19 protein-coding genes are annotated in these 19,036 nt (G+C 53.5%); all 19 read right to left on the bottom strand.

From position 1 onward, the window contains the following. Window position 1: 1 nt before the first annotated feature. On the bottom strand, window positions 2-610 hold the full coding sequence (locus tag PSE_RS05155; RefSeq protein ID WP_014283880.1) for a hypothetical protein: 609 nt from the start codon (window positions 608-610) through the stop codon (window positions 2-4). Window positions 611-634: 24 nt separating this feature from the next. Then, window positions 635-1,804 (bottom strand): succinyl-diaminopimelate desuccinylase, encoded by a 1,170-nt coding sequence (gene dapE, locus PSE_RS05150; RefSeq protein WP_014283879.1) that lies wholly within the window; start codon window positions 1,802-1,804, stop codon window positions 635-637. 102 nt (window positions 1,805-1,906) lie between these two features. After that, entirely contained in the window at window positions 1,907-2,344 is a 438-nt protein-coding gene (locus PSE_RS05145; RefSeq protein WP_041768007.1) for a DUF805 domain-containing protein, read from the bottom strand. Window positions 2,345-2,594: 250 nt separating this feature from the next. Next, entirely contained in the window at window positions 2,595-3,644 is a 1,050-nt protein-coding gene (locus PSE_RS05140; protein ID WP_014283876.1) for a histone deacetylase family protein, read from the bottom strand. 46 nt (window positions 3,645-3,690) lie between these two features. Next, on the bottom strand, window positions 3,691-4,683 hold the full coding sequence (locus PSE_RS05135) for an aldose epimerase family protein (RefSeq protein WP_014283875.1): 993 nt from the start codon (window positions 4,681-4,683) through the stop codon (window positions 3,691-3,693). A 145-nt stretch (window positions 4,684-4,828) separates the two neighbouring features. Beyond that, window positions 4,829-5,338, bottom strand: a complete 510-nt coding sequence (locus tag PSE_RS05130) for a TIGR02281 family clan AA aspartic protease (protein ID WP_208609125.1) — start codon at window positions 5,336-5,338, stop codon at window positions 4,829-4,831. Window positions 5,339-5,502: 164 nt separating this feature from the next. Next, complete coding sequence (locus PSE_RS05125; RefSeq protein ID WP_008552456.1) at window positions 5,503-6,165, bottom strand: phosphoribosylanthranilate isomerase; 663 nt, start codon at window positions 6,163-6,165, stop codon at window positions 5,503-5,505. A gap of 169 nt (window positions 6,166-6,334) precedes the next feature. After that, the gene (gene upp / locus PSE_RS05120; protein ID WP_008552496.1) at window positions 6,335-6,964 is read right to left on the bottom strand and encodes a uracil phosphoribosyltransferase; all 630 of its coding nucleotides are present in this window, start codon (window positions 6,962-6,964) and stop codon (window positions 6,335-6,337) included. A 128-nt stretch (window positions 6,965-7,092) separates the two neighbouring features. After that, entirely contained in the window at window positions 7,093-8,355 is a 1,263-nt protein-coding gene (locus PSE_RS05115; protein WP_014283874.1) for a DUF1688 family protein, read from the bottom strand. 213 nt (window positions 8,356-8,568) lie between these two features. After that, window positions 8,569-9,570: an adenosine deaminase gene (locus PSE_RS05110; RefSeq protein ID WP_008552500.1), complete on the bottom strand. Its 1,002-nt coding sequence runs from the start codon at window positions 9,568-9,570 to the stop codon at window positions 8,569-8,571. A gap of 3 nt (window positions 9,571-9,573) precedes the next feature. Then, window positions 9,574-10,449: a phytanoyl-CoA dioxygenase family protein gene (locus PSE_RS05105; protein ID WP_014283873.1), complete on the bottom strand. Its 876-nt coding sequence runs from the start codon at window positions 10,447-10,449 to the stop codon at window positions 9,574-9,576. A 148-nt stretch (window positions 10,450-10,597) separates the two neighbouring features. Continuing rightward, window positions 10,598-11,818: a phosphopentomutase gene (locus PSE_RS05100; protein WP_014283872.1), complete on the bottom strand. Its 1,221-nt coding sequence runs from the start codon at window positions 11,816-11,818 to the stop codon at window positions 10,598-10,600. Window positions 11,819-11,917: 99 nt separating this feature from the next. Beyond that, entirely contained in the window at window positions 11,918-13,234 is a 1,317-nt protein-coding gene (gene deoA / locus PSE_RS05095) for a thymidine phosphorylase (RefSeq protein WP_008552418.1), read from the bottom strand. Between the two features lies 1 nt (window position 13,235). Then, window positions 13,236-14,015 (bottom strand): deoxyribose-phosphate aldolase, encoded by a 780-nt coding sequence (gene deoC, locus PSE_RS05090; RefSeq protein WP_008552310.1) that lies wholly within the window; start codon window positions 14,013-14,015, stop codon window positions 13,236-13,238. A gap of 14 nt (window positions 14,016-14,029) precedes the next feature. Continuing rightward, window positions 14,030-14,836, bottom strand: coding sequence for a purine-nucleoside phosphorylase (locus tag PSE_RS05085; protein WP_014283870.1), 807 nt, complete (start codon window positions 14,834-14,836; stop codon window positions 14,030-14,032). Between the two features lie 2 nt (window positions 14,837-14,838). After that, the gene (gene cdd, locus PSE_RS05080) at window positions 14,839-15,243 is read right to left on the bottom strand and encodes a cytidine deaminase (RefSeq protein WP_008552457.1); all 405 of its coding nucleotides are present in this window, start codon (window positions 15,241-15,243) and stop codon (window positions 14,839-14,841) included. An 11-nt stretch (window positions 15,244-15,254) separates the two neighbouring features. After that, window positions 15,255-16,223, bottom strand: a complete 969-nt coding sequence (locus PSE_RS05075) for an ABC transporter permease (RefSeq protein WP_008552286.1) — start codon at window positions 16,221-16,223, stop codon at window positions 15,255-15,257. A gap of 10 nt (window positions 16,224-16,233) precedes the next feature. Next, on the bottom strand, window positions 16,234-17,337 hold the full coding sequence (locus PSE_RS05070; RefSeq protein WP_008552481.1) for an ABC transporter permease: 1,104 nt from the start codon (window positions 17,335-17,337) through the stop codon (window positions 16,234-16,236). A 61-nt stretch (window positions 17,338-17,398) separates the two neighbouring features. Then, window positions 17,399-18,937: an ABC transporter ATP-binding protein gene (locus PSE_RS05065; protein ID WP_008552295.1), complete on the bottom strand. Its 1,539-nt coding sequence runs from the start codon at window positions 18,935-18,937 to the stop codon at window positions 17,399-17,401. Window positions 18,938-19,036: the final 99 nt, after the last annotated feature.

Below are 19,036 nucleotides of genomic sequence, written 5' to 3'. Positions count from 1 at the left end.
ATCAGGCAAACAGCCGGTCAAACGAGGCGCTGATCAGGATGGAAAGGACCAGATCCAGCACGACAAGACCGATAGAGATGGAGAATGTGCACCCGCCAACAATACGGGCGATCTGGAATCGGTACCACAGCACCCAGCCGACAATCGGGAATGTCAGCATGATCAGCAAAGCAGATGGGATCAGCCCCGCCAGATAGAACAGATTGAGGAACGTCTGCGGTAACAGAATAAGCAGTGTGCTCCAGTTTCTGACAATGATGTAGGGGCCGTAGTTGCGTCCCAGACCCAGTGATCCAGCCAGAAGACCGACGACGATCGGAAAGGCAATCCAATCCACGAACAGCGAGATGGTTTTGCCGGTGTAGAACTGAGCACCAGTTGCAACAACTTCCGTCGCATCAGGCCCCATAGCGGCCTGATGTTCAAGCATCAAAGCCTGCTCGGAGATCAGGGACAGGAAGTAAAAGGGCAGCAGCAGGAAGATGACCAGAAAGGAGCGCCAGAAGCCGTCTGCAGATAGATCAAACTGCTGCACCGCTTCTGCCTCTCCCTTCATGATCCTCCAGGATGCAATACAGGACTGGCGAATTTCCTGAATGCCAAGAGCCATCACACCATCCTGTTCCTAATCAACTCAAGCCTGAAAGTAGTCTTGCAGGAAGCGGAGGTAGATATCGGCGAGTTGCTCGATATCTGCCACTGCGACGTGCTCATCGACCTTGTGCATGGTCTGACCGACGAGGCCGAACTCAACTACAGCACAGTAATTCTTGATGAAGCGTGCATCTGAGGTACCGCCACCAGTAGACAGCTCTGGTGTACGGCCTGTGACTGTCTTGATGGAGTTGGACAGGGTCTGGATCAGCGCTTCATCATGGGTCAGGAAGCTGTCTGTTGCTTCCTTGGCGTATTCAATGCTCCAATCAAGCCCCTCAGGTGCTGCGTCGCTCAGAAGCTTGGTGACGTGCTCGCTCAGAGATTTGACGGACCACTGATCGTTAAAGCGAATGTTGAACTTCGCCATTACATGCGCTGGAATAACGTTGGTGGCTGTGTTGCCAACGTCGACGGTGGTGATTTCCAGATTGGATGGCTGGAAGCGCTCGTTGCCTTTGTCCAGTTCCACTTCAGAGACTGCACTCAGCAGTTTGAGCATGTTTGGTACAGGGTTGTCTGCCAGATGCTGATAGGCAACGTGGCCCTGTGTGCCGTTGACCTTGATTGTGCCGGTCAGGGAGCCGCGGCGGCCCACTTTGATGGCATCACCCAGAGCATCCGGGTTGGTTGGTTCGCCCACGATACAGGCATCAAACTCATGCCCCTGCTCTTTTGCCCACTCCAGCAGTTTTACAGTGCCGTTGATGGCAGGGCCTTCTTCATCACCGGTGATGAGGAAGGAAATCTGGCCCGGAATTCCGTCTGGATGCGCTTTCACATAGTCCAGAGCGGCTGCTGCAAACGCAGCAACACCGCCTTTCATATCTGCCGTTCCACGTCCGTGCAGCATGCCATCTGCGATGGTGCCGTCGAACGGGCCATGGGTCCATGCGGCTTCGTCGCCCACTGGCACAACATCAGTGTGTCCCGCAAAAACGAAATGCGGTTTGCCTGTGCCGACGGTAGCGAACAGGTTCTCGACGTCTGGTGTATCTTCATCGGTGAAGGTGACACGGGAAACGTCAAAACCAGCGCCTGCAAGCAGGTTTTCGAGCGTGGAAAGAGCACCGCCTTCAGCTGGGGTGACACTTGGACAGCGGATAAGGTCGCGGCAGATCTGTACCGCAGGAGAAAGCGTATCAGTCATGCTCCGAGATTTAGCTGTGCTGTGCCAGCTGGTCAATCACGAGTTGCCAGCACTTCGTGAATTTCACTGGCCTATAACACCGCAAAATCTCAATAGAGATGCTTACTTTTTGGGTTTGATCGGGCGGCTGTTGGACGTTGGGCCGTATCTGTTCGGGCCTTCCTCGCTTTTCAGGAAGCCAACGACGATTGGCACAAGCAGATTGAGGAAAGGCAGGAACAAGGTCAGCGCCACGAACCCTGTGATTCCACGATCCTGCAGACGCTTGATTACAAGCATAAACACCATAAAGTTTGTCAGGAGTATCAGCGGAAACAACAGCGGGTTTGTTGCCAACATATCGTTGTAAACCTGCGCCAGTGTGAGGTCTGCCGCATCACTTTCGTTGTAAGTCAGCGAGCCTGCTGTCACACTCACAGCAATGTACATCACACAGAAGATCAACGCGATTGCGAGCCAGTATACGCCTTTGGAGATTCGTCCAAACGGGTTGAAAAACAACCAAAACAGGTTTGTTTTTGGGCTATTTTGCTCTGGCATTATCTGATCACTTAAAGCAGCTGCCTTATCGTTAAGCGGCTGGGCTGCTTTAATCCCTCATGTTCTTGCGTGTTGTTATCCGAAAACCGTTCCCCACCTTACGGGAATACGCTTTAAGAAATTTCAGTTCGCAAGGATGTACGCATAATGAGAGCTGCTTTCAAGAGGGAGGCAGCCGCAAGACACAAGTGGCGGGGAAGATAATCTCCCGCCACGGTACAAAATGCATATTTCAGAGCATGTTAGCCTGTCAGGAACCGACAGTCACAGTATCGAGATATCCGCTGAGTGCCTTGGTGCAGTTGGTGCCCAAATCTCCGACAGCATAACCGCCTTCCATCACGAACAGTGTTGGTTTGCCCAGTCTGGCGATGCGGGCGCCTATTCTGGAGAAGTCATCTGTCTTCAGTTTGAACTTGGAGATCGGGTCTTTCTCATAGGGATCCATGCCAAGGGAGACAATGATTACGTCCGGCGCAAACTTCTCGATGCTTCGGCAAGCATCTTCCATGGCTTCAGCCCACTCTACCCAGGAGGTTCCATGTGGGAGTGGGTAGTTGTGATTGTACCCTGCTCCTTCTTTCAGGCCACGCTCGTTGGCATGGCCCAGATAGTAGGGAAACTCCACTTTCGGATCTGCATGGATGGACAGGAACTGAACATCGGCCCGGTCATAGAAGATCGCCTGGGTTCCATTGCCGTGGTGGTAGTCCACGTCGAAAATCGTGACCTTGCCAACGCCCTGATCGCGAAGATGCTGGGCTGCAATGGCGGCGTTGTTCAGGAAGCAGTAACCGCCATAGAGGCGGCGGTGGGCGTGGTGTCCCGGCGGGCGGCAGAGCGCGAATGCGGAGTTGTCACCGGAGAGGAGCAGGTCCGCCCCGGTCAAAGCAGTTTCCGCACTCTTGCGCGCTGCAGTCCATGTGTGAGCCCCCATCGGAGTACCGGCATCAAACGAATAGAAACCGAGCTTGCCATCAATCTGATCAGGGACGATATCGTGTCTGAGGCCATGGACTGGCCAGACAAACGGGAAGACTTCCTCTTCAGTACGCCCTTCTGCCAGCCACAGCTGCCAGAAATCCAGCAGGAACGTGACATAGTCCGCGTCATGGACTTTAAGGATCGGGTCCAGAGAAAAATCGTTGGGAGCAAAAACCTCTCCGAACTGCGCTTTCTTGATGTGCTCAAGAACGATTTCGGCGCGAGAGGGTATCTCGTTGGCAGGTACCAGTTTCCCATCCGAGATTTCTTTGGTCGGGGCATGCAACAGCTGATCAGGCGAAAAGATAGTCTTCACTGTTATCGTCCTTTACAACGCCTGATGTGCTACTCTCCTCAGCACATCAGATGAAACGGTATTCTGTTATTTGCAGGTAGTGCTCAGTTGGTTGAAGCGTGGAACACGCAAACTCCTCGTGGTTTGGGCTATCAGGCCAGCATTGGGGCTCAAGGCACAAGCCAGCACGTGGGCCATACATTTTGCCGTTAAAGCCCGGAACAGGTGTGTTCAGCGAGCTGCCATCGTAAAACTGAATGCCCGGCTCGGTTGACCAGACTTCCATCTTAATTTGAGTTTCAGGCTCAAACACGACAGCGGACAGCTCTGGCTTTTCCAGACGGAACTGGCGAAGGCAGAAGTTGTTGTCAAAACGGTTGTCCTGCTCATCCTGCACCTGGCGCATTTCGCGGAAATCGTAAGCGGTGCCAGCCACATCGAGGATTTCGCCGGTTGGGATCAGCTCATCGGAAACTGGCAGATAAGAGCGGGCCGGGATCATGATCTGGTGTTTTGTCACGTCTTCATGATCACCCAGATTGAAATAGCTGTGGTGCGCAGGGTTCAACAGGGTCGGCTTGTCTGTGGAGCCGGAAAACTCGATGCGCAGCGTGTTGTCTTTGGTGAGGGTATAGCGGCATGTGATCTGGACAGTGCCCGGATAGCCTTCTTCCCCATCCGGAGATTCCAAAGAGAGCAGAACGCTGTCTTCGCTGGCTTCTTCGATGGTCCAGATGCGGTGCGCAAACCCTGTATGCCCGCCGTGGAGATGGTGACGTCCGCCTTCATTGACGGAGAGTTGGAACTCGTCATTGCCGATTGAGAAGCAGCCGTTTGCAATGCGGTTGGCGCAGCGGCCTGCGGTGGCGCCCATGTGTGGAGAGTGAAGTTCGTAGTCGCGCAGATTGTCGAAGCCGAGCGTTAGGTCGCGGTCTCCCAGCTGCAGTCTGCGTACTGTGGCTCCGTAAGTGAGGATGCTTGCGGTCAGATCTCCGCCGTGCAGTGTCACTTCCTTCACAGTTTCCCGGTTTTCCAGCTCACCGAAATCACGAATAGCCACTGCTTTCCCTTTCAATTGCAGACCTGCCTCCCCCTCAGGTCGCCGTTACACTACCAACCTCCTATGAAACGAGAATTAGTACAAGCAAGACAAAAGGATACCGCCCTTTGCAGGGCTGCACGCAGCAGGATTTAGTTTTTTTTGCTTATCTTGGTGTAATCACAAGCTCTTTGTTGCCGAGCGTGATTTTGCCAAGCCTGTTCAACGCAGACATCCCTAAAAGCACCTGCGAGAGCGCTTCATCTTTAAGGATAAGACTTTTAACGTTGCGTATATGAATTGAACCCAAATAGAGATTTGAAATTGAGGCTGTTGCACCAGAGGTGATGCCGTTGGCTGTGCGCACTTCGACAGTGAAGTCTTCGTTGCGGACACGGATGCCAGCTTTACGGGCGATGCTGTAAGGAATAGCGAGCAGACTCGCGCCAGTATCGATCAAGGCCTCTGTCTTATGCCCATTGATCTTGATGGAGGCCATGAAGTGGCCATTGGCGGCTTTTCTGATCCGGGTCGTACGTTTGGTTGTCTTGGTCGGCTGGGCGTCAGGCTTAGGTTCGTGAACCTCAACAACACCCAGCAAACGCTCTTCCAGCACCTTTGGTACGATCAGTGCGGCGCAAACAACAACAACCATGACCCAGATATATCGTTGCACGTGCTCCCCCGCTCCCTTTGGGCAGCATAGCATCCCGGTCTTTCGCCGTGTTCAGAGATCGCTCAGCGTTTTGCCCATTACTTTTCATAGGTATACAGCCGAGCCGAAGAGAAAGGCAAGAATTCTAATTAAAAACCGAAGAATTCCGAAGATCTACCTAGTCATCAGGTACAGGCGATTGCAGCAGCAAATTCTGTCAGGCGAGTTCGGTTGAGGCGACCATTGACGCGGACCCCGCTACAGACATCGACACCGTATGGCTTCACGGTCTCAATCGCTTCAATGATGTTCTGCGGTGTAAGGCCTCCAGCGAGGAAGACAGGTACATCCAGCTTCTCAACAATATGGCGGCTCAGGTCCCAGTTGTGAGTTCGGCCTGTTCCACCCAGTTCATTCTCCGAGGGGCGACCGGAATCAAGCAGGACAGCATCAGCGACTCGGCCATATTCCTGTGCGATTTCAAAGGAGTATTCATCTTCCACATGAACGACCTGAACGATGCGCGTGCTTGCAGGGAGATCGAGGCGCAGTTCCTGATACTCACCGGGGTCAATCGGGCTGACGATCTGGACTGTGTTGGTTCCGCAGGTCAGCACGTGTTCTACGATTTCCCGTGCGGTCGTGCGGGATGTGAGGAGCCAGGTGGCGACGGCAGGGGGGATTTGCCGGGCGATATTGAGAATGAGATCATCCTCGATCACGCCGGGGCCGGAGGGCATGTGCGCGACAAGGCCGACAGCATCGGCACCACAAGCAACAGCTGTGGCTGCTTCGCCGGATGTTGAAATACAGCACACTTTCAGACGGGTACGAGCATTGTTTGGCATTCCATCATCCCCTTCTGCGTATCGCCTTTAAACGGCATGCACCTCATAAGGGACGAATACACAGTTTTGCGGTGCGTATCGTCTCCGGTATTTCTGTCTGTATTTCTTGAGTGTCCCTACAAGAAAAAAGCGCCAGACCTGAGGTCTGACGCTTATAAACCAAGAAAGTTTATTTTGTACCGTACATCCGGTCACCGGCGTCGCCCAGACCCGGTACGATGTAGCCTTTCTCGTTGAGCTTTTCATCGATAGATGCGGTGTAGATCGGCACATCCGGGTGCGCTTCGTTGAAGCGTGCGACACCTTCAGGAGCTGCCAGCAGACATACGAACACCATGTTCTTCGCGCCGCGCTTTTTCAGGCGCTCAACAGCGGAGATCGCGGAGTTTGCAGTTGCGAGCATTGGGTCAACAACGATCACCAGACGCTCGTCCAGTTCCTGTGGTGCCTTGAAGTAGTATTCAACTGCTTCCAGGGTCTTAGGATCACGGTAGAGACCGATGTGCGCAACACGAGCGGATGGGATCAGCTCCAGCATACCTTCCAGCAGGCCGTTACCAGCGCGCAGGATGGATGCAAAGCAGAGCTTTTTACCAGCCAGAACAGGTGCTTCCATTTCAGCGACAGGTGTGTCGATGGTCTGGGTGGTCATCTTCAGGTCGCGTGTTACTTCGTAGCACAGCAACAGAGAGATTTCACGCAGCAAGCGGCGGAAGTCCTGCGTCGGAGTTGTTTTTCTCCGCATGTGGGTCAGCTTATGCTGGACAAGCGGGTGTGCGATTACGGTTGCGCCGGACATCGTGTTCCTCTTTTTCAACCCTGTCGGGTCTTTTATGTGCACCTGCCGTTTGTCAGCATGTACATGGCAGTGCGTGTCTTATGTTCGGCACCCGATATGGACGGGTGCAATTGACTTCAGGTTATAGATCAAAAAACCGTTCCATCACTGATAATCATCAGGGGTGGAGATCCATCACCTCGTTTTTCAAGGGCAATCTGTCGTCCCGCTGCCCAGGAGCCACCTTCCAGCACACATGCCAGAGGAAGCTGGTCCCGAGAGACAGACAAATCTGCCCGAATCCAATCGGCGAGCTTATCGAGGAGAGCGATCGTCAGGGCTCTCCATTCAACAACCAACTCGCTACTTACTTCGTGCTTGTTCAAGGACTGTTGTGGGTCTTTCAGGCGCAGCACGCCTGTGTCCATAAACAGTCCGCCGTTGCGATACTCAGCAAGGCCGGTCAAACCATCAATGTTTGCCATCTCAATACCAGCCCACGAGAGAGGTTCAACTAAAGAATAGGCAATCCATTGAGAAAGTTTGTGAAGAGGCACCAGATTGTCAGTTTTATCCTGAGCTGTGACCTTTGAGTGGCGCCAGGTATCGCCCAGGATCACACCATCAATCTGCTCACGGTTGGGCCAGATCGGCCCCAGACCATCCAGAACCACTTCCAGAATACGCTCAGCGTCCAAAGGACCGCTCTGCCCTTCTTCATAGAGCACATCGAACAGCCCGCCCGGACGTGGCTCATCTTCCTTGCCAAACAGATCGTCACGGAGAGAGACGGCCTCCCCCAGACGGTTCAGCAAAGACAGCCTTCCATCCAGCCCAATGAGCTGGTTCTTGTCTGTGACTTGCAGACCTTCTGCGAGTTCGTCTTTGTCCAGACGGAACAATGTGACAGAATCTGCCCGGAGTGGGTCCAGCGGTTCATCGGAAAAGAAGCCGGCGGAGAACATGGCTAGCGAGCCGATTGCCAGACCTTCGGAGTGCCTGAACGTCTCGCCTGTGATAGCTTCGCGGTACGCCCAGTTTTCGCCAGCAGCAGCATCCAGCAGGGCTGAGACAATCGCTAGGTCAAAGGCAGCACGCCCCATGCCCTGCACGTCTGAAAAGCGGCGCGCACCGGCCAGCATGGCCCAACGGTCGATGCCACCGGTTTCAAAATGGCGCCAACGCGCATGAAACGGGATCTGCCTGTCAGGATAGCTGTTGTCGGTCGCTGCCAGCGTTCTGCGGGCTGCTTCTGCAAGGTGCGAGAGATCGACGGCAAAGTGCTCAAGTTCGCCCTGCAATCCCAGCTCCAAAAGCATGTGTGAGCGTTCACGTACAGCTTTTGCGTTGAGCAAGGACAAAGCCTGCGATGCTTGCATCTCCATCTTCGTCGTTTCCTGTCGTTTTGCCATGAGAGGCCCGAAAGCACTCGTGTTTCTGGTTTGCCGAAGTGGCCTTATGCAATATCAGCCCGAAGCCTAAATTGCCCCCGTGGCCTACACTATAAAGCCCGCACCTTTTTATGGAGGTACGGGCTTTTTTCAAGCTACGCTCTGAGGTTTTGAGCATAAGAAACCCGGCTATGCCAGTTTTCCCGCTTATGCACACTCAACTCAAGCAAAAACTCATGCTTCTTCAGTTAAAGTGTCCAAACGCTTTAGAAGAACAGCACGGGTTTCCTCATCCACGAACGCCGCTTCCAGCGCGTTCTTCGTGATGGATTTCTGGATGTCGCGAGTCCAACCAAACACACGAGAGGTTTCCACGTATTCGTGGCCCAGGGTCGTGTGGAAGAATGGCGGATCATCGGAGTTCAGGGTGATGCGGACACCAGCCTGACGCAGCATGTTCACCGGGTGGAAGCGCAGGTTGGAGTAAACACCGAGCGCGATGTTGGAGTGCGGGCACACCTCAAGGGTGATTTCCTCATCCACCAGACGCTGAACCAGTGCTTCATCTTCAACAGCGCGGACACCGTGACCAACACGAGTGATCTTCAGGTAATCCAGTGCATCACGAACGCTTTCGGCACCGCCAAACTCACCTGCGTGTGCGGTGAGGCCCAGACCTGCTTCGCGCGCCATTGCGAAGGCTTTCTCGAAGTCCTTTGCAGGGCCGATGCGCTCATCACCTGCCAGACCGAAACCGGTGACCATTGGGTGCGGGTTGTCGATGACGGCTTTGATCGCGCCTTCAACGGACTCAGCACCTTCATGGCGTACGCCAAGTGGGACAAGGCGGCCTTCGATGCCGGTGTCTGCTTTTGCGCGTTCAAGACCAGCGACAAGGCCTTCCAGATAGGACTGATAGCTCAGGCCAGCTTTGACAGCGTGGTCCGGGGAGATAAACACCTCCGCGTAGATCACGCCTTCAGCGGCCAGCATTTTGTAGTAGGTTTCAGCGAGTTCTGCGTAGTCGCCTGGGCGACGGAACAGGGATGCGGCTACATCGTACTGCTGAATGAAGGTGGTAAAATCATGCCAGCTGTAGGCTCCGTTGGTGTCGAACAGATCACCCAGATCTACATCATAGCGTTGAGCCAGCTTTCTTACGAGCGTTGGAGGTGCAGCACCTTCAATATGACAGTGCAGTTCAGCGCGTGGCACCACATTCTGCTTTGGTCTCATTTCTTAAAATCCGTGCATTGGCTTGTCTTTAGCCCGAACAATCCAGTTATCGTCCGACCACTTTGCTGTACCGTCTACCATATGAACTGCATAGGCGTGACGGGATTTGTCAGAGCGGTTCGGAGCTGACTTGTGCGGCACCAGTCCGTGAAGGATGACGAGAGTTCCTTTCGGGGCGACCAACGGTGCAGCGTCTTCCTCAGATTTTTCGAGTGGGGTTTCGTCTAGGGTTTCCATCACGAGGGCTTCGCCATTGTAATGGAAGCGTTTGCGCAGTGGCCCTTTGTGACCGCCTGGAACGCCATACAAACCACCATTGGTTTCATCCGCATCTTCCAAAGCGAACCAGAAGCCTGTGCAGGTCAACGGCGCTGTGTGGAGGAAAGTGGAGTCCTGATGGTTGTTTACTTCGCCACCAATGTGCGGTGGCTTGAAGATGTACATGGACTGCGCGAGCAACGGCTCTACCAGCCCAACATCTTTTGCAACACGTTCCATCTTGGGAGAACGTGAGAACTGTTCAAACACCGGGTCGTAGTCATGGAGGGCATGGCCCACCTTGTTTAACGCCTGATGCTTGTCCTTTGTCAGAGCACCATTCTCATCAAATGCCTCAGCCTCAAAGAAGAAACGGATCTTATCGCCGCTTTCGCGGAAGTAAGCGTCCTTCGCATGGGATTGGGCATTGGTTTCGAAAACGGACGCAACCGATGACGGGTCGAATTCGTCGATCAGTTGGTTCATGCGTGCTTTAAGCTGATCGCATTCTTCCGGAGATGCAAATCCTTCAAGAACGAGGAAGCCATCTTCTTCAAACGCCTTCTTCATCTCCGGCGTTAAGCTTCCATCTTGCTGTGCAGTAAACTTGCGAGCCTGCATGCTGCATTCCCCTCTAATGTAACACGACGGATGCCTCTCCCTGCATCCTTACCATTTGCAAATCATAGGCAATTCGGAAATATATCGCGGTACACTAAACCGGGCAAACGGAGCTTGCCCGGCTTATTTTCAAATATCCCGGCTGGATCTACAGAAAACTCCTTCCGTTTTCGCCAGCTGAAATGCCAAGATGCTTGGCAACAGACTCACCGATATCAGCAAAAGTCGGGCGTTTTCCGATGTCGGAACCCTGCTCGCCTTTCACCAGAGCCAGCACAGGCACGTGCTCGCGGGTGTGGTCTGTGCCTTTCCAGGTTGGGTCACAACCGTGGTCAGCAGTCAGGATCAACAGGTCGCCGTCGTTCATCTTTTCGATCATCTCTGGCAGACGCTTGTCGAAGTGTTCCAGAGCTGCGGCATAACCCGGTACGTCACGGCGGTGGCCGTACAGCATGTCGAAGTCGACGAAGTTAGAGAACACAAGGTCTCCGTCTTTCGCCAAGTCCATTGCTTCCAAAGTGCGGTCAAAGAGCTGATCGTTGCCAGCGCCTTTCAGCAGTTTGGTGATGCCTTGAGCCGCATAGATGTCGGAGATCTTGCCGACTGCAATCACCTGACGACCAGCGTCTTCCAGACGGTCCAGAACAGTTGGAGCCGGAGGAAGAACAGAGTAGTCACGACGGTTTGCAGTACGCTCGAAGCCAGCTTCCTTAGATCCAACAAACGGACGAGCAATCACACGACCGATGTTGTAATCGTCCACCAGCGTGCGGCACTTCACGCAGAGGTCCAGCAGGCGCTCAAGGCCAAAGCTCTCTTCGTGTGCTGCAATCTGCAGAACGCTGTCCGCAGAGGTGTAGATGATTGGCTTGCCGGTTTTGACGTGCTCTTCACCGAACTCTTCAATAACGACAGTACCGGAACCATGTGTCAGGCACAGAACGCCTGGCAGCTCGCCCACTTCGATGATCTTTTCGACCAACTCAGCAGGGAAAGATGGTTTTTCATCCGGGAAGTAGCCCCAGTCGAAAGTGACTGGTACGCCAGCGATTTCCCAGTGACCGGATGGTGTGTCTTTGCCGTTGGAAACTTCAGCAGCAAAACCCCAATGGGATTCTGGTGTGCCGGAGAAATCCAGGCCTTTAACGTCTTTGCCAGTGGATGCACGAGCGGCAGCGCCCAGTCCAAGACGATCCATGTTAGGCAGAGACAGAGGACCGCTGCGCAGACCTTCTTTATCGCCTTTACCTTCTGCACATGCATCGGCAATGTGACCGAGGGTGTCGGAGCCGACATCGCCAAACTTGTCAGCGTCGTCGGCTGCGCCGATACCGAAGCTGTCGAGTACACACATAATTGCGCGTGGCATTCGCGTTTCCTTAAGTCTTTGGAGGACAGCTCTCAGTCAGATAATGTCTGCTCTAATGAGGTGAGAGGCTGTCCTGCCAGTTAATTATAGCTGCGCTGATTAAGGCGCAATACGGTCACGGATAGTGTCGAACTCTTTGACGTCCGCTGCAGAACCGAAGGTGTAAGCGTCACGCAGAACTTTCTCTGCACGCTCTACCTGATCTTCGGTGTGTGCATGGATAATAGCGATTGGAGTTTCGCTATCTACAGATGTGCCAACACCAGCGATGTCTGTGAGGCCAACAGCAGGATCGATTTCGTCCGCTGCTGCACGACGACCACCGCCGAGTTCAACAACTGCAAGACCAACTGCACGTGCATCAACACCAGTAACCAGAGACGCTTCCGGCATGTAAACTGGACGCTGGATAGGAGCCTTCGCAAGGTATGCTTCTGGCTTCTCCATGAAGTCGTTAGGACCGCCGAGTTCACCGACCATCTTGCCGAAGAGTTCAGCTGCCTTACCAGAGGTGAAGGCTTCTTCCATCTTCTTCTTACCGTCATCAACGGAGTCAGCAAGACCTGAGTTGGCTAGACCTTCTGCACCAATTGCAACGGTCACATCCCACAGACGGTTGTCGACGTGAGTGCCTTTCAGGAAGTCTACAGCGTTCTGAACTTCGATCGCGTTACCAGCTGCAGATGCCAGAGACTCGTTCATATCTGTCAGCAATGCGGTGGTTTTAAGACCAGCGCCGTTTGCAACAAGAACAAGGCTTTCAGCCAAAGCTTTTGCGTCTTCGTAGTTCGCCATGAATGCGCCGGTGCCCCACTTAACGTCGAGAACCAGAGTTTCAAGGCCAGCTGCCAGCTTCTTGGAGAGGATGGATGCGGTGATGAGATCAATGCTCTCAACAGTCGCGGTCACATCACGGATACCGTAGAAGCGCTTGTCAGCAGGTGCTAGGTCACCAGTCTGGCCGATGATTGCACAACCAACTTCGCGAACAACCTTGCGGAACAGTTCGTTAGATGGTTTTGCGGAGTAGCCAGGAATGGTTTCCAGCTTGTCCAGAGTACCGCCGGTGTGGCCGAGGCCACGACCGGAGATCATTGGAACTGCAGCACCGTTTGCAGCCAGTGCAGGTGCCAGCATCAGAGACACGTTGTCGCCAACACCACCAGTGGAGTGCTTGTCAACGATTGGTGCTTCGATGTCGGACCAGTCGAGAACGTCACCGCTGTCACGCATGCCGAGGGTCAGAGCGACGCGCTCGTCAACGCTAAGACCTTTGAAGAACACAGCCATTGCCAGAGCAGCAACCTGTCCTTCAGTTACGCTGTTATCGGTGATGCCCTTTACGAAGAACTGGATTTCTTCTGCAGTCAGGACTTCGCCTTCACGTTTCTTACGAACGATTTCTTGAGGAAGCATATCAGTAGGTCTCTTTAGTGTCGTTATCACGGCCTTCGATGCCAGCAAGCACTGCGTCGAGCAGGCCACTTGCGCCGAAACGGAACGTTGCTGAAGATACCCAGTTGCTGCCCATCAGTTCGTCAGCCAGTTTCAGGTATTCAGCTGCTTCTTCTACAGTGCGCACACCACCAGCTGGTTTGAAGCCAACAACGCGGTGATCTTCCTTGGAAGTTTCACGCAGAACATTGAGCATGATTTCTGCAGCTTCGAGAGTTGCGTTGACTTTCACCTTGCCTGTGGAGGTTTTGATGAAGTCTGCACCCTGCGCAATAGAAATTTCAGAAGCCAGGTGGATCAGACGAGGATCCTTCAGCTCACCGGTTTCAAGGATAACCTTGAGCTGTGCTGGAGCAGGAATTGCGTCACGAACCTGTTTAATCTGATCTTCAGCGAAACCGCGACGGCCTTCTGCGAATGCGCGATATGGCATGACGAGGTCAATTTCGTCCGCGCCGTCAGCGAGAGCCTGTTTGGTTTCTTCGATCACTGCTGCTGTGTCTTCACCGCCAGCCGGGAAGTTTACAACGGTTGCGATGCGAACCGGAGAGTTCTTCAGCAGTTCAGCTGCCTGCTTAATAAAGCGAGGCCAGATGCAGATGGCTGCAGTGTGCCCGTAAGGTGTAGAGGAGCGCTCAATAAGTGCTGCTACATCTTCTGCGGTGCAGTCATCGTTCAGGTTGGTAAGATCGATAAGTCCTAGAGCACGCTTTGCTATTTCTTTTGTTGATGCTTCGGTCATTTTGCCAGTTTCCTTCAAGCCATGTTTTTGAGGAAGGCACGCAAAATCTTTTTGATCTTGGCCGCTCCAAGCGGGGCCATTTCCTTGGTTTCATCATGAGAGAGGCCGTGGGCTTGTAGGCCAGCTCCCATATTGGTGATGGTGGAGATTGCTGCGACGCGCATGCCGAGGAAGCGAGACATAATCACTTCCGGTACGGTGGACATGCCAACGGCATCAGCACCGAGCACCTGAGACATGCGAATTTCTGCCGGGGTCTCGAAAGACGGACCGGAGAACCACATGTAGACGCCCTCTTCGAGATCTTCACCAACTTCAGCAGCTGCTTTTTTGAGCTGCTCACGAAGCTCTGGGTCGTATGCGGCGGAAAGGTCGAGGAAACGACTCTCGTCTTCTTCGCCGATGAGCGGGTTCAGACCAGACCAGTTGATGTGGTCGTTGATCAGCATTGGAGAACCCGGTTTGATGTTTTCACGCAGGGAACCCGCAGCATTGGTTGCAACGATTGTTTCACAGCCAAGTGCTTTGAGGGTCTCAAGCGGAGTGCGCATTACGGATGGGTTGCCGCTCTCATAGTAGTGTGCACGACCGGACAGAATAACGACCGGAACACCTTCCAGAGTGCCTGCAACCAGCTCACTTGCGTGCGCGGTAACAGAAGAGACAGGGAAACCGGTGAGGCGGTTGTATGGAACGCGTACTGCGTCTTCCACTTCCTCAGCCAGGGAACCCAGACCAGAACCGAGGATCATCCCAACTTTGTAATCACCTGGGCGAGCAGCGCGTACAATTTCCGCTGATTCCTTACCAAATCCGCTCATAATCAATCCTCAATCTGTTCATTCAATTCAAAGCCAGCAGGCAGCAGTTCTTCCATGGTGAAGGTTTTACGCAGACCTTCTAGATTGGCTACATGGATCTTGATCTGCTTGTTGCTCGCAAATTCCGAAAGTTTTTGACGACAACCACCACATGGTGTGCACAGCGCGGCGTCTGCCAGAACTACAACTTCATCAATCTTGGAAGAGCCGCCGCGGATCATGGCCGCGATTGCTCCGCCTTCAGCACAGGTGCCTTCCGGGTAGGCGCCGTTTTCGACGTTACACCCGGAGACCACTTTGCCATCAGAGGTGAGCAATGCAGCGCCCACCTTGAAGTTGGAGTATGGCGCATAGGCGGTTTCTCGCGCCGCCTTTGCTTCTTCGAAAAGCTTGTCAAATGCGCTCATTATTATTGTCCTTATGTACGCTCTTTAACGTAAGGGATACCAGATGCCTTCGGTGGGATTGCGCGACCAATGAAGCCGGCAAGAAGAACCACAGTCAGCACGTACGGCAGAGCCTGGAAGACCTGAACAGGTACTTCACCAATTCCAGGAATTTCCTGGCCCTGAAGACGGATTGCCAATGCATCAAGGAAGCCGAAGAGGAGACAGGTGAACATGGCGTTCACTGGCTTCCACTTAGCGAAGATAAGAGCTGCCAGAGCAATAAAGCCCTTACCCGCACTCATGTCCTTAATAAAACCAGCGCCCTGCGCAACAGACAGATAAGCACCGGAGAACCCGCAGAGAATACCACAGATGATTGTCGCACGGTAACGTAGCAGTGTTACTGATAGACCCGCAGTATCAGCAGCGGAAGGGTTCTCGCCTACTGCGCGAAGACGCAGGCCAAAACGTGTTCTGAACACGATCCACCAGGTCAACGGTACGGCAGCAAAGGATGCATAAACCAGAATGTTGTGACCGGAGATCAGATCTGCATAGATCGGGCCGAGCACAGGGACGTTCGCCAGAGTATCAGCGAATGGCAATGTAATGCTTTCAAAGCGTGTTGCTGGAGACAGCGCCGGAGTCCGACCACCTTGAGAGAACCATGCCTGACCAAGCAATACGGTCAGACCAGCTGCAAGGAAGTTGATCGCCACGCCAGACACCACCTGGTTACCGCGCTGGCTGATGGATGCATAACCGTGCACCAGAGCTAGAAGAACGGAAACGATGATGCCCGCAAGCAGGCCGATCCATGGGCTCTGGAAAACGTAGGCCGCTGCAGCTGCTGCGAATGCAGCGCCGAGGATCTTACCTTCCAGACCAATGTCGACGATACCGGAACGCTCTGAGAACAGGCCAGCAAGGCACGCAAACAGAAGAGGAGTTGACAGGCGGAATGTACTGTCGAGAACAAGAATGATTGTGTCTAACATGTCCGTCTCCTTAAGCTTCTGCTGTGTTTGAAGAGAAGCGATCGAAGAACGCTACGACTGCTGGGCGGAACATATGCTCAAGTGCACCAGCAAAGAGAATAACCAGGGCCTGAATGACCACGATCATGTCGCGTGAGATTGTTGGGATTTCGAACGCCAGTTCTGCGCCACCCTGATAGAGCAGACCGAAGAGCATGGATGCGAGAATAATCCCGATCGGATGTCCTCGTCCCATCAGCGCAACTGCGATACCAACGAAGCCAGCACCACCAGCGAAGTCGAGAAGCAGGCGTGTCTGCTCACCCATCACAACGTTGATGCCCATCAGACCAGCAAGAGCACCGGAAATCAGCATGGTTACAACGGTGATGCGAACCGGAGAGATACCAGCGTAAGACGCTGCATCAGGGTTCTTACCAAAGCTGCGGATTTCGTAGCCGAGCTTGGTGTGCCAGATGAGAAGCCAGACAACCACACAAACTGCGAGAGCCAGGAAGAACGCCAGGTTCACAGGAGACTGACCGAAGTCGAAGCTTGTGAAGACGTTTCTGAGCAGCGGAAGCTGACCACCAGCCTCGAAGTTACGGGAGGAAGGAGACATGGTGCCCTGAGGGATCAGGACGTTAGACAGCAGGTACACCATCAGCGCGGATGCGATGAAGTTGAACATGATTGTCGTAATAACGATGTGGGATCCGCGCTTAGCCTGCAGATACGCTGGGATGAATGCCCATGCTGCACCGAAGAGCGCGCCGCCTGCGATCGCAAACGGGAATGTGATCCACCATGGAACGAAGCGGTCCATAGCAAGACAGACCAGAGCGATACCCAGACCACCTACGTAGGCCTGACCTTCACCACCAATGTTAAACAGACCAGCATGGAAAGCGACTGCCACAGCCAGGCCGGTAAAGATAAAGTTTGTTGCGTAGTACAGGGTGTAGCCGATGCCTTCACCGTAACCCAGAGCGCCCCATACGAGCCATTTAACAGCTTCGAACGGGTCTTCGCCAATTACTACAACCACCAAGCCAGAAACGATGAATGCCGCGATCAGATTGAGGGCCGGTAGCAGACCGTAATCAACCCAACGAGGAAGTTGCCCCTTACTCATTTCTGTGTTCCCCCAAATGTCAGGTCAGAGCAAATATTATTGTGAAACAGGTTGTTCATGATCATTCTGCTGCCTCTTGATTGACACCAGCCATGAGGAGACCAAGATCCTGCTCTGTTGCTTCGGCCCCACGCTCACCGACCACGTTGCCATCAAACATGACAATGATGCGGTCTGAGAGAGAGCGAATTTCGTCTAGTTCTACGGATACAAGAAGGACTGCTTTGCCTTGGGCACGCATGTCCATGATCCGGTTATGGATGTACTCAATCGCACCGATATCAACACCACGGGTTGGCTGACCAATCAGCAGAACGTCCGGGTCGCATTCGATTTCGCGTGCCAGAACAATTTTCTGCTGGTTACCGCCTGAAAATTTCGCAGCTGCCATTTCAGTGGTTGGAGGACGGATGTCGTACTTCTCGATGCGTTCGTTTGCTTCCTTGCGGATCGCGCCCTTATCGAGGAACAGACCTTTTGAGTACTTTGGTTCGCGGTGGTAGCCGAGAATGGAGTTCTCGTACTCTGCGAACGCGTTGATCAAGCCCATGCGATGGCGATCTTCTGGCACGTGGCTCATGCCGCGCTGGCGCATCTCTGCTGCATCATGCGCTTCAGAAAGATCCAGTTTCTCACCAACCAGTTCCATCTTACCGCTTTCAGCGCGGGTAATACCGGAAAGAGCAGCAAGAAGCTCTGACTGGCCATTACCGGAAACGCCTGCGATACCAAGAACTTCACCTGCACGCACTTCGAAGGATACGTCCTTCACGCGCAGAACACCGCGCTCGTCGCGTACGTTGAGGCCTTCCACTTTAAGGAGAGGCTTGCCAACTTCCACTTCAGGCTTATCAACTTCGAGGAGAACGCTGCGGCCAACCATAAGTTCGGCCAGTTCTTCCATGGAAGTTTCAGCAGTTTTGCGTGATGCAACCATTTCACCACGACGCATCACGGAAACCGTATCGGTCACGTCCATGATTTCGCGCAGTTTGTGGGTGATCAGCAAAACTGTTTTGCCCTGATCGCGCAGAACGCGAAGGATGCGGAAGAGGTGATCAGCTTCAGCAGGTGTGAGCACACCTGTAGGCTCATCAAGGATGAGAATGTCTGCACCACGGTAAAGAGCCTTCAGGATCTCTACGCGCTGCTGCAAACCAACTGGCAATTCACCCACGACTGCGTCTGGGTCAATTGTCATGTCATATTCGTCTGCCAAACGCTTAAGTTCGCGACGTGCGTTTGCGACACCGTCTTTCAACAGTGCGCCGCCCTCAGCGCCAAGAATAACGTTTTCTAGAACTGTGAATGGATCGACGAGCATGAAATGCTGGTGCACCATACCGATGCCCTGCGCAATCGCGCTCTTCGAATCAGGAATAGTGGTTGCCTTACCATCGACTTTAATTGTTCCGCTATCGGCGTGATAAAAGCCGTAGAGGATCGACATCAAGGTGGACTTACCCGCTCCGTTCTCACCAATGATCCCGTGAATGGAACCTTTTCCAACTACAAGGTCAATGTCCTTGTTCGCTTGAACAGGCCCAAAACTCTTACTTACGCCAATTAACTCGATGGCAGGTACATTGCTTTCAGCCACTGTTGCCCGGCCTTTCTGGTCTATCAAATCAATAACTTGCGCATCGATCTTATTCCCTGCTTTCGAAGTACACCGTTTCAAAAGCTTTGCCCCACCCCC

It is taken from the genome of Pseudovibrio sp. FO-BEG1, from assembly GCF_000236645.1.
Classification (GTDB): Bacteria; Pseudomonadota; Alphaproteobacteria; order Rhizobiales; family Stappiaceae; genus Pseudovibrio.
The sequence above is the reverse complement of the archived record's forward strand: the minus strand, read 5'-3'. Positions and strand labels throughout refer to the sequence as shown.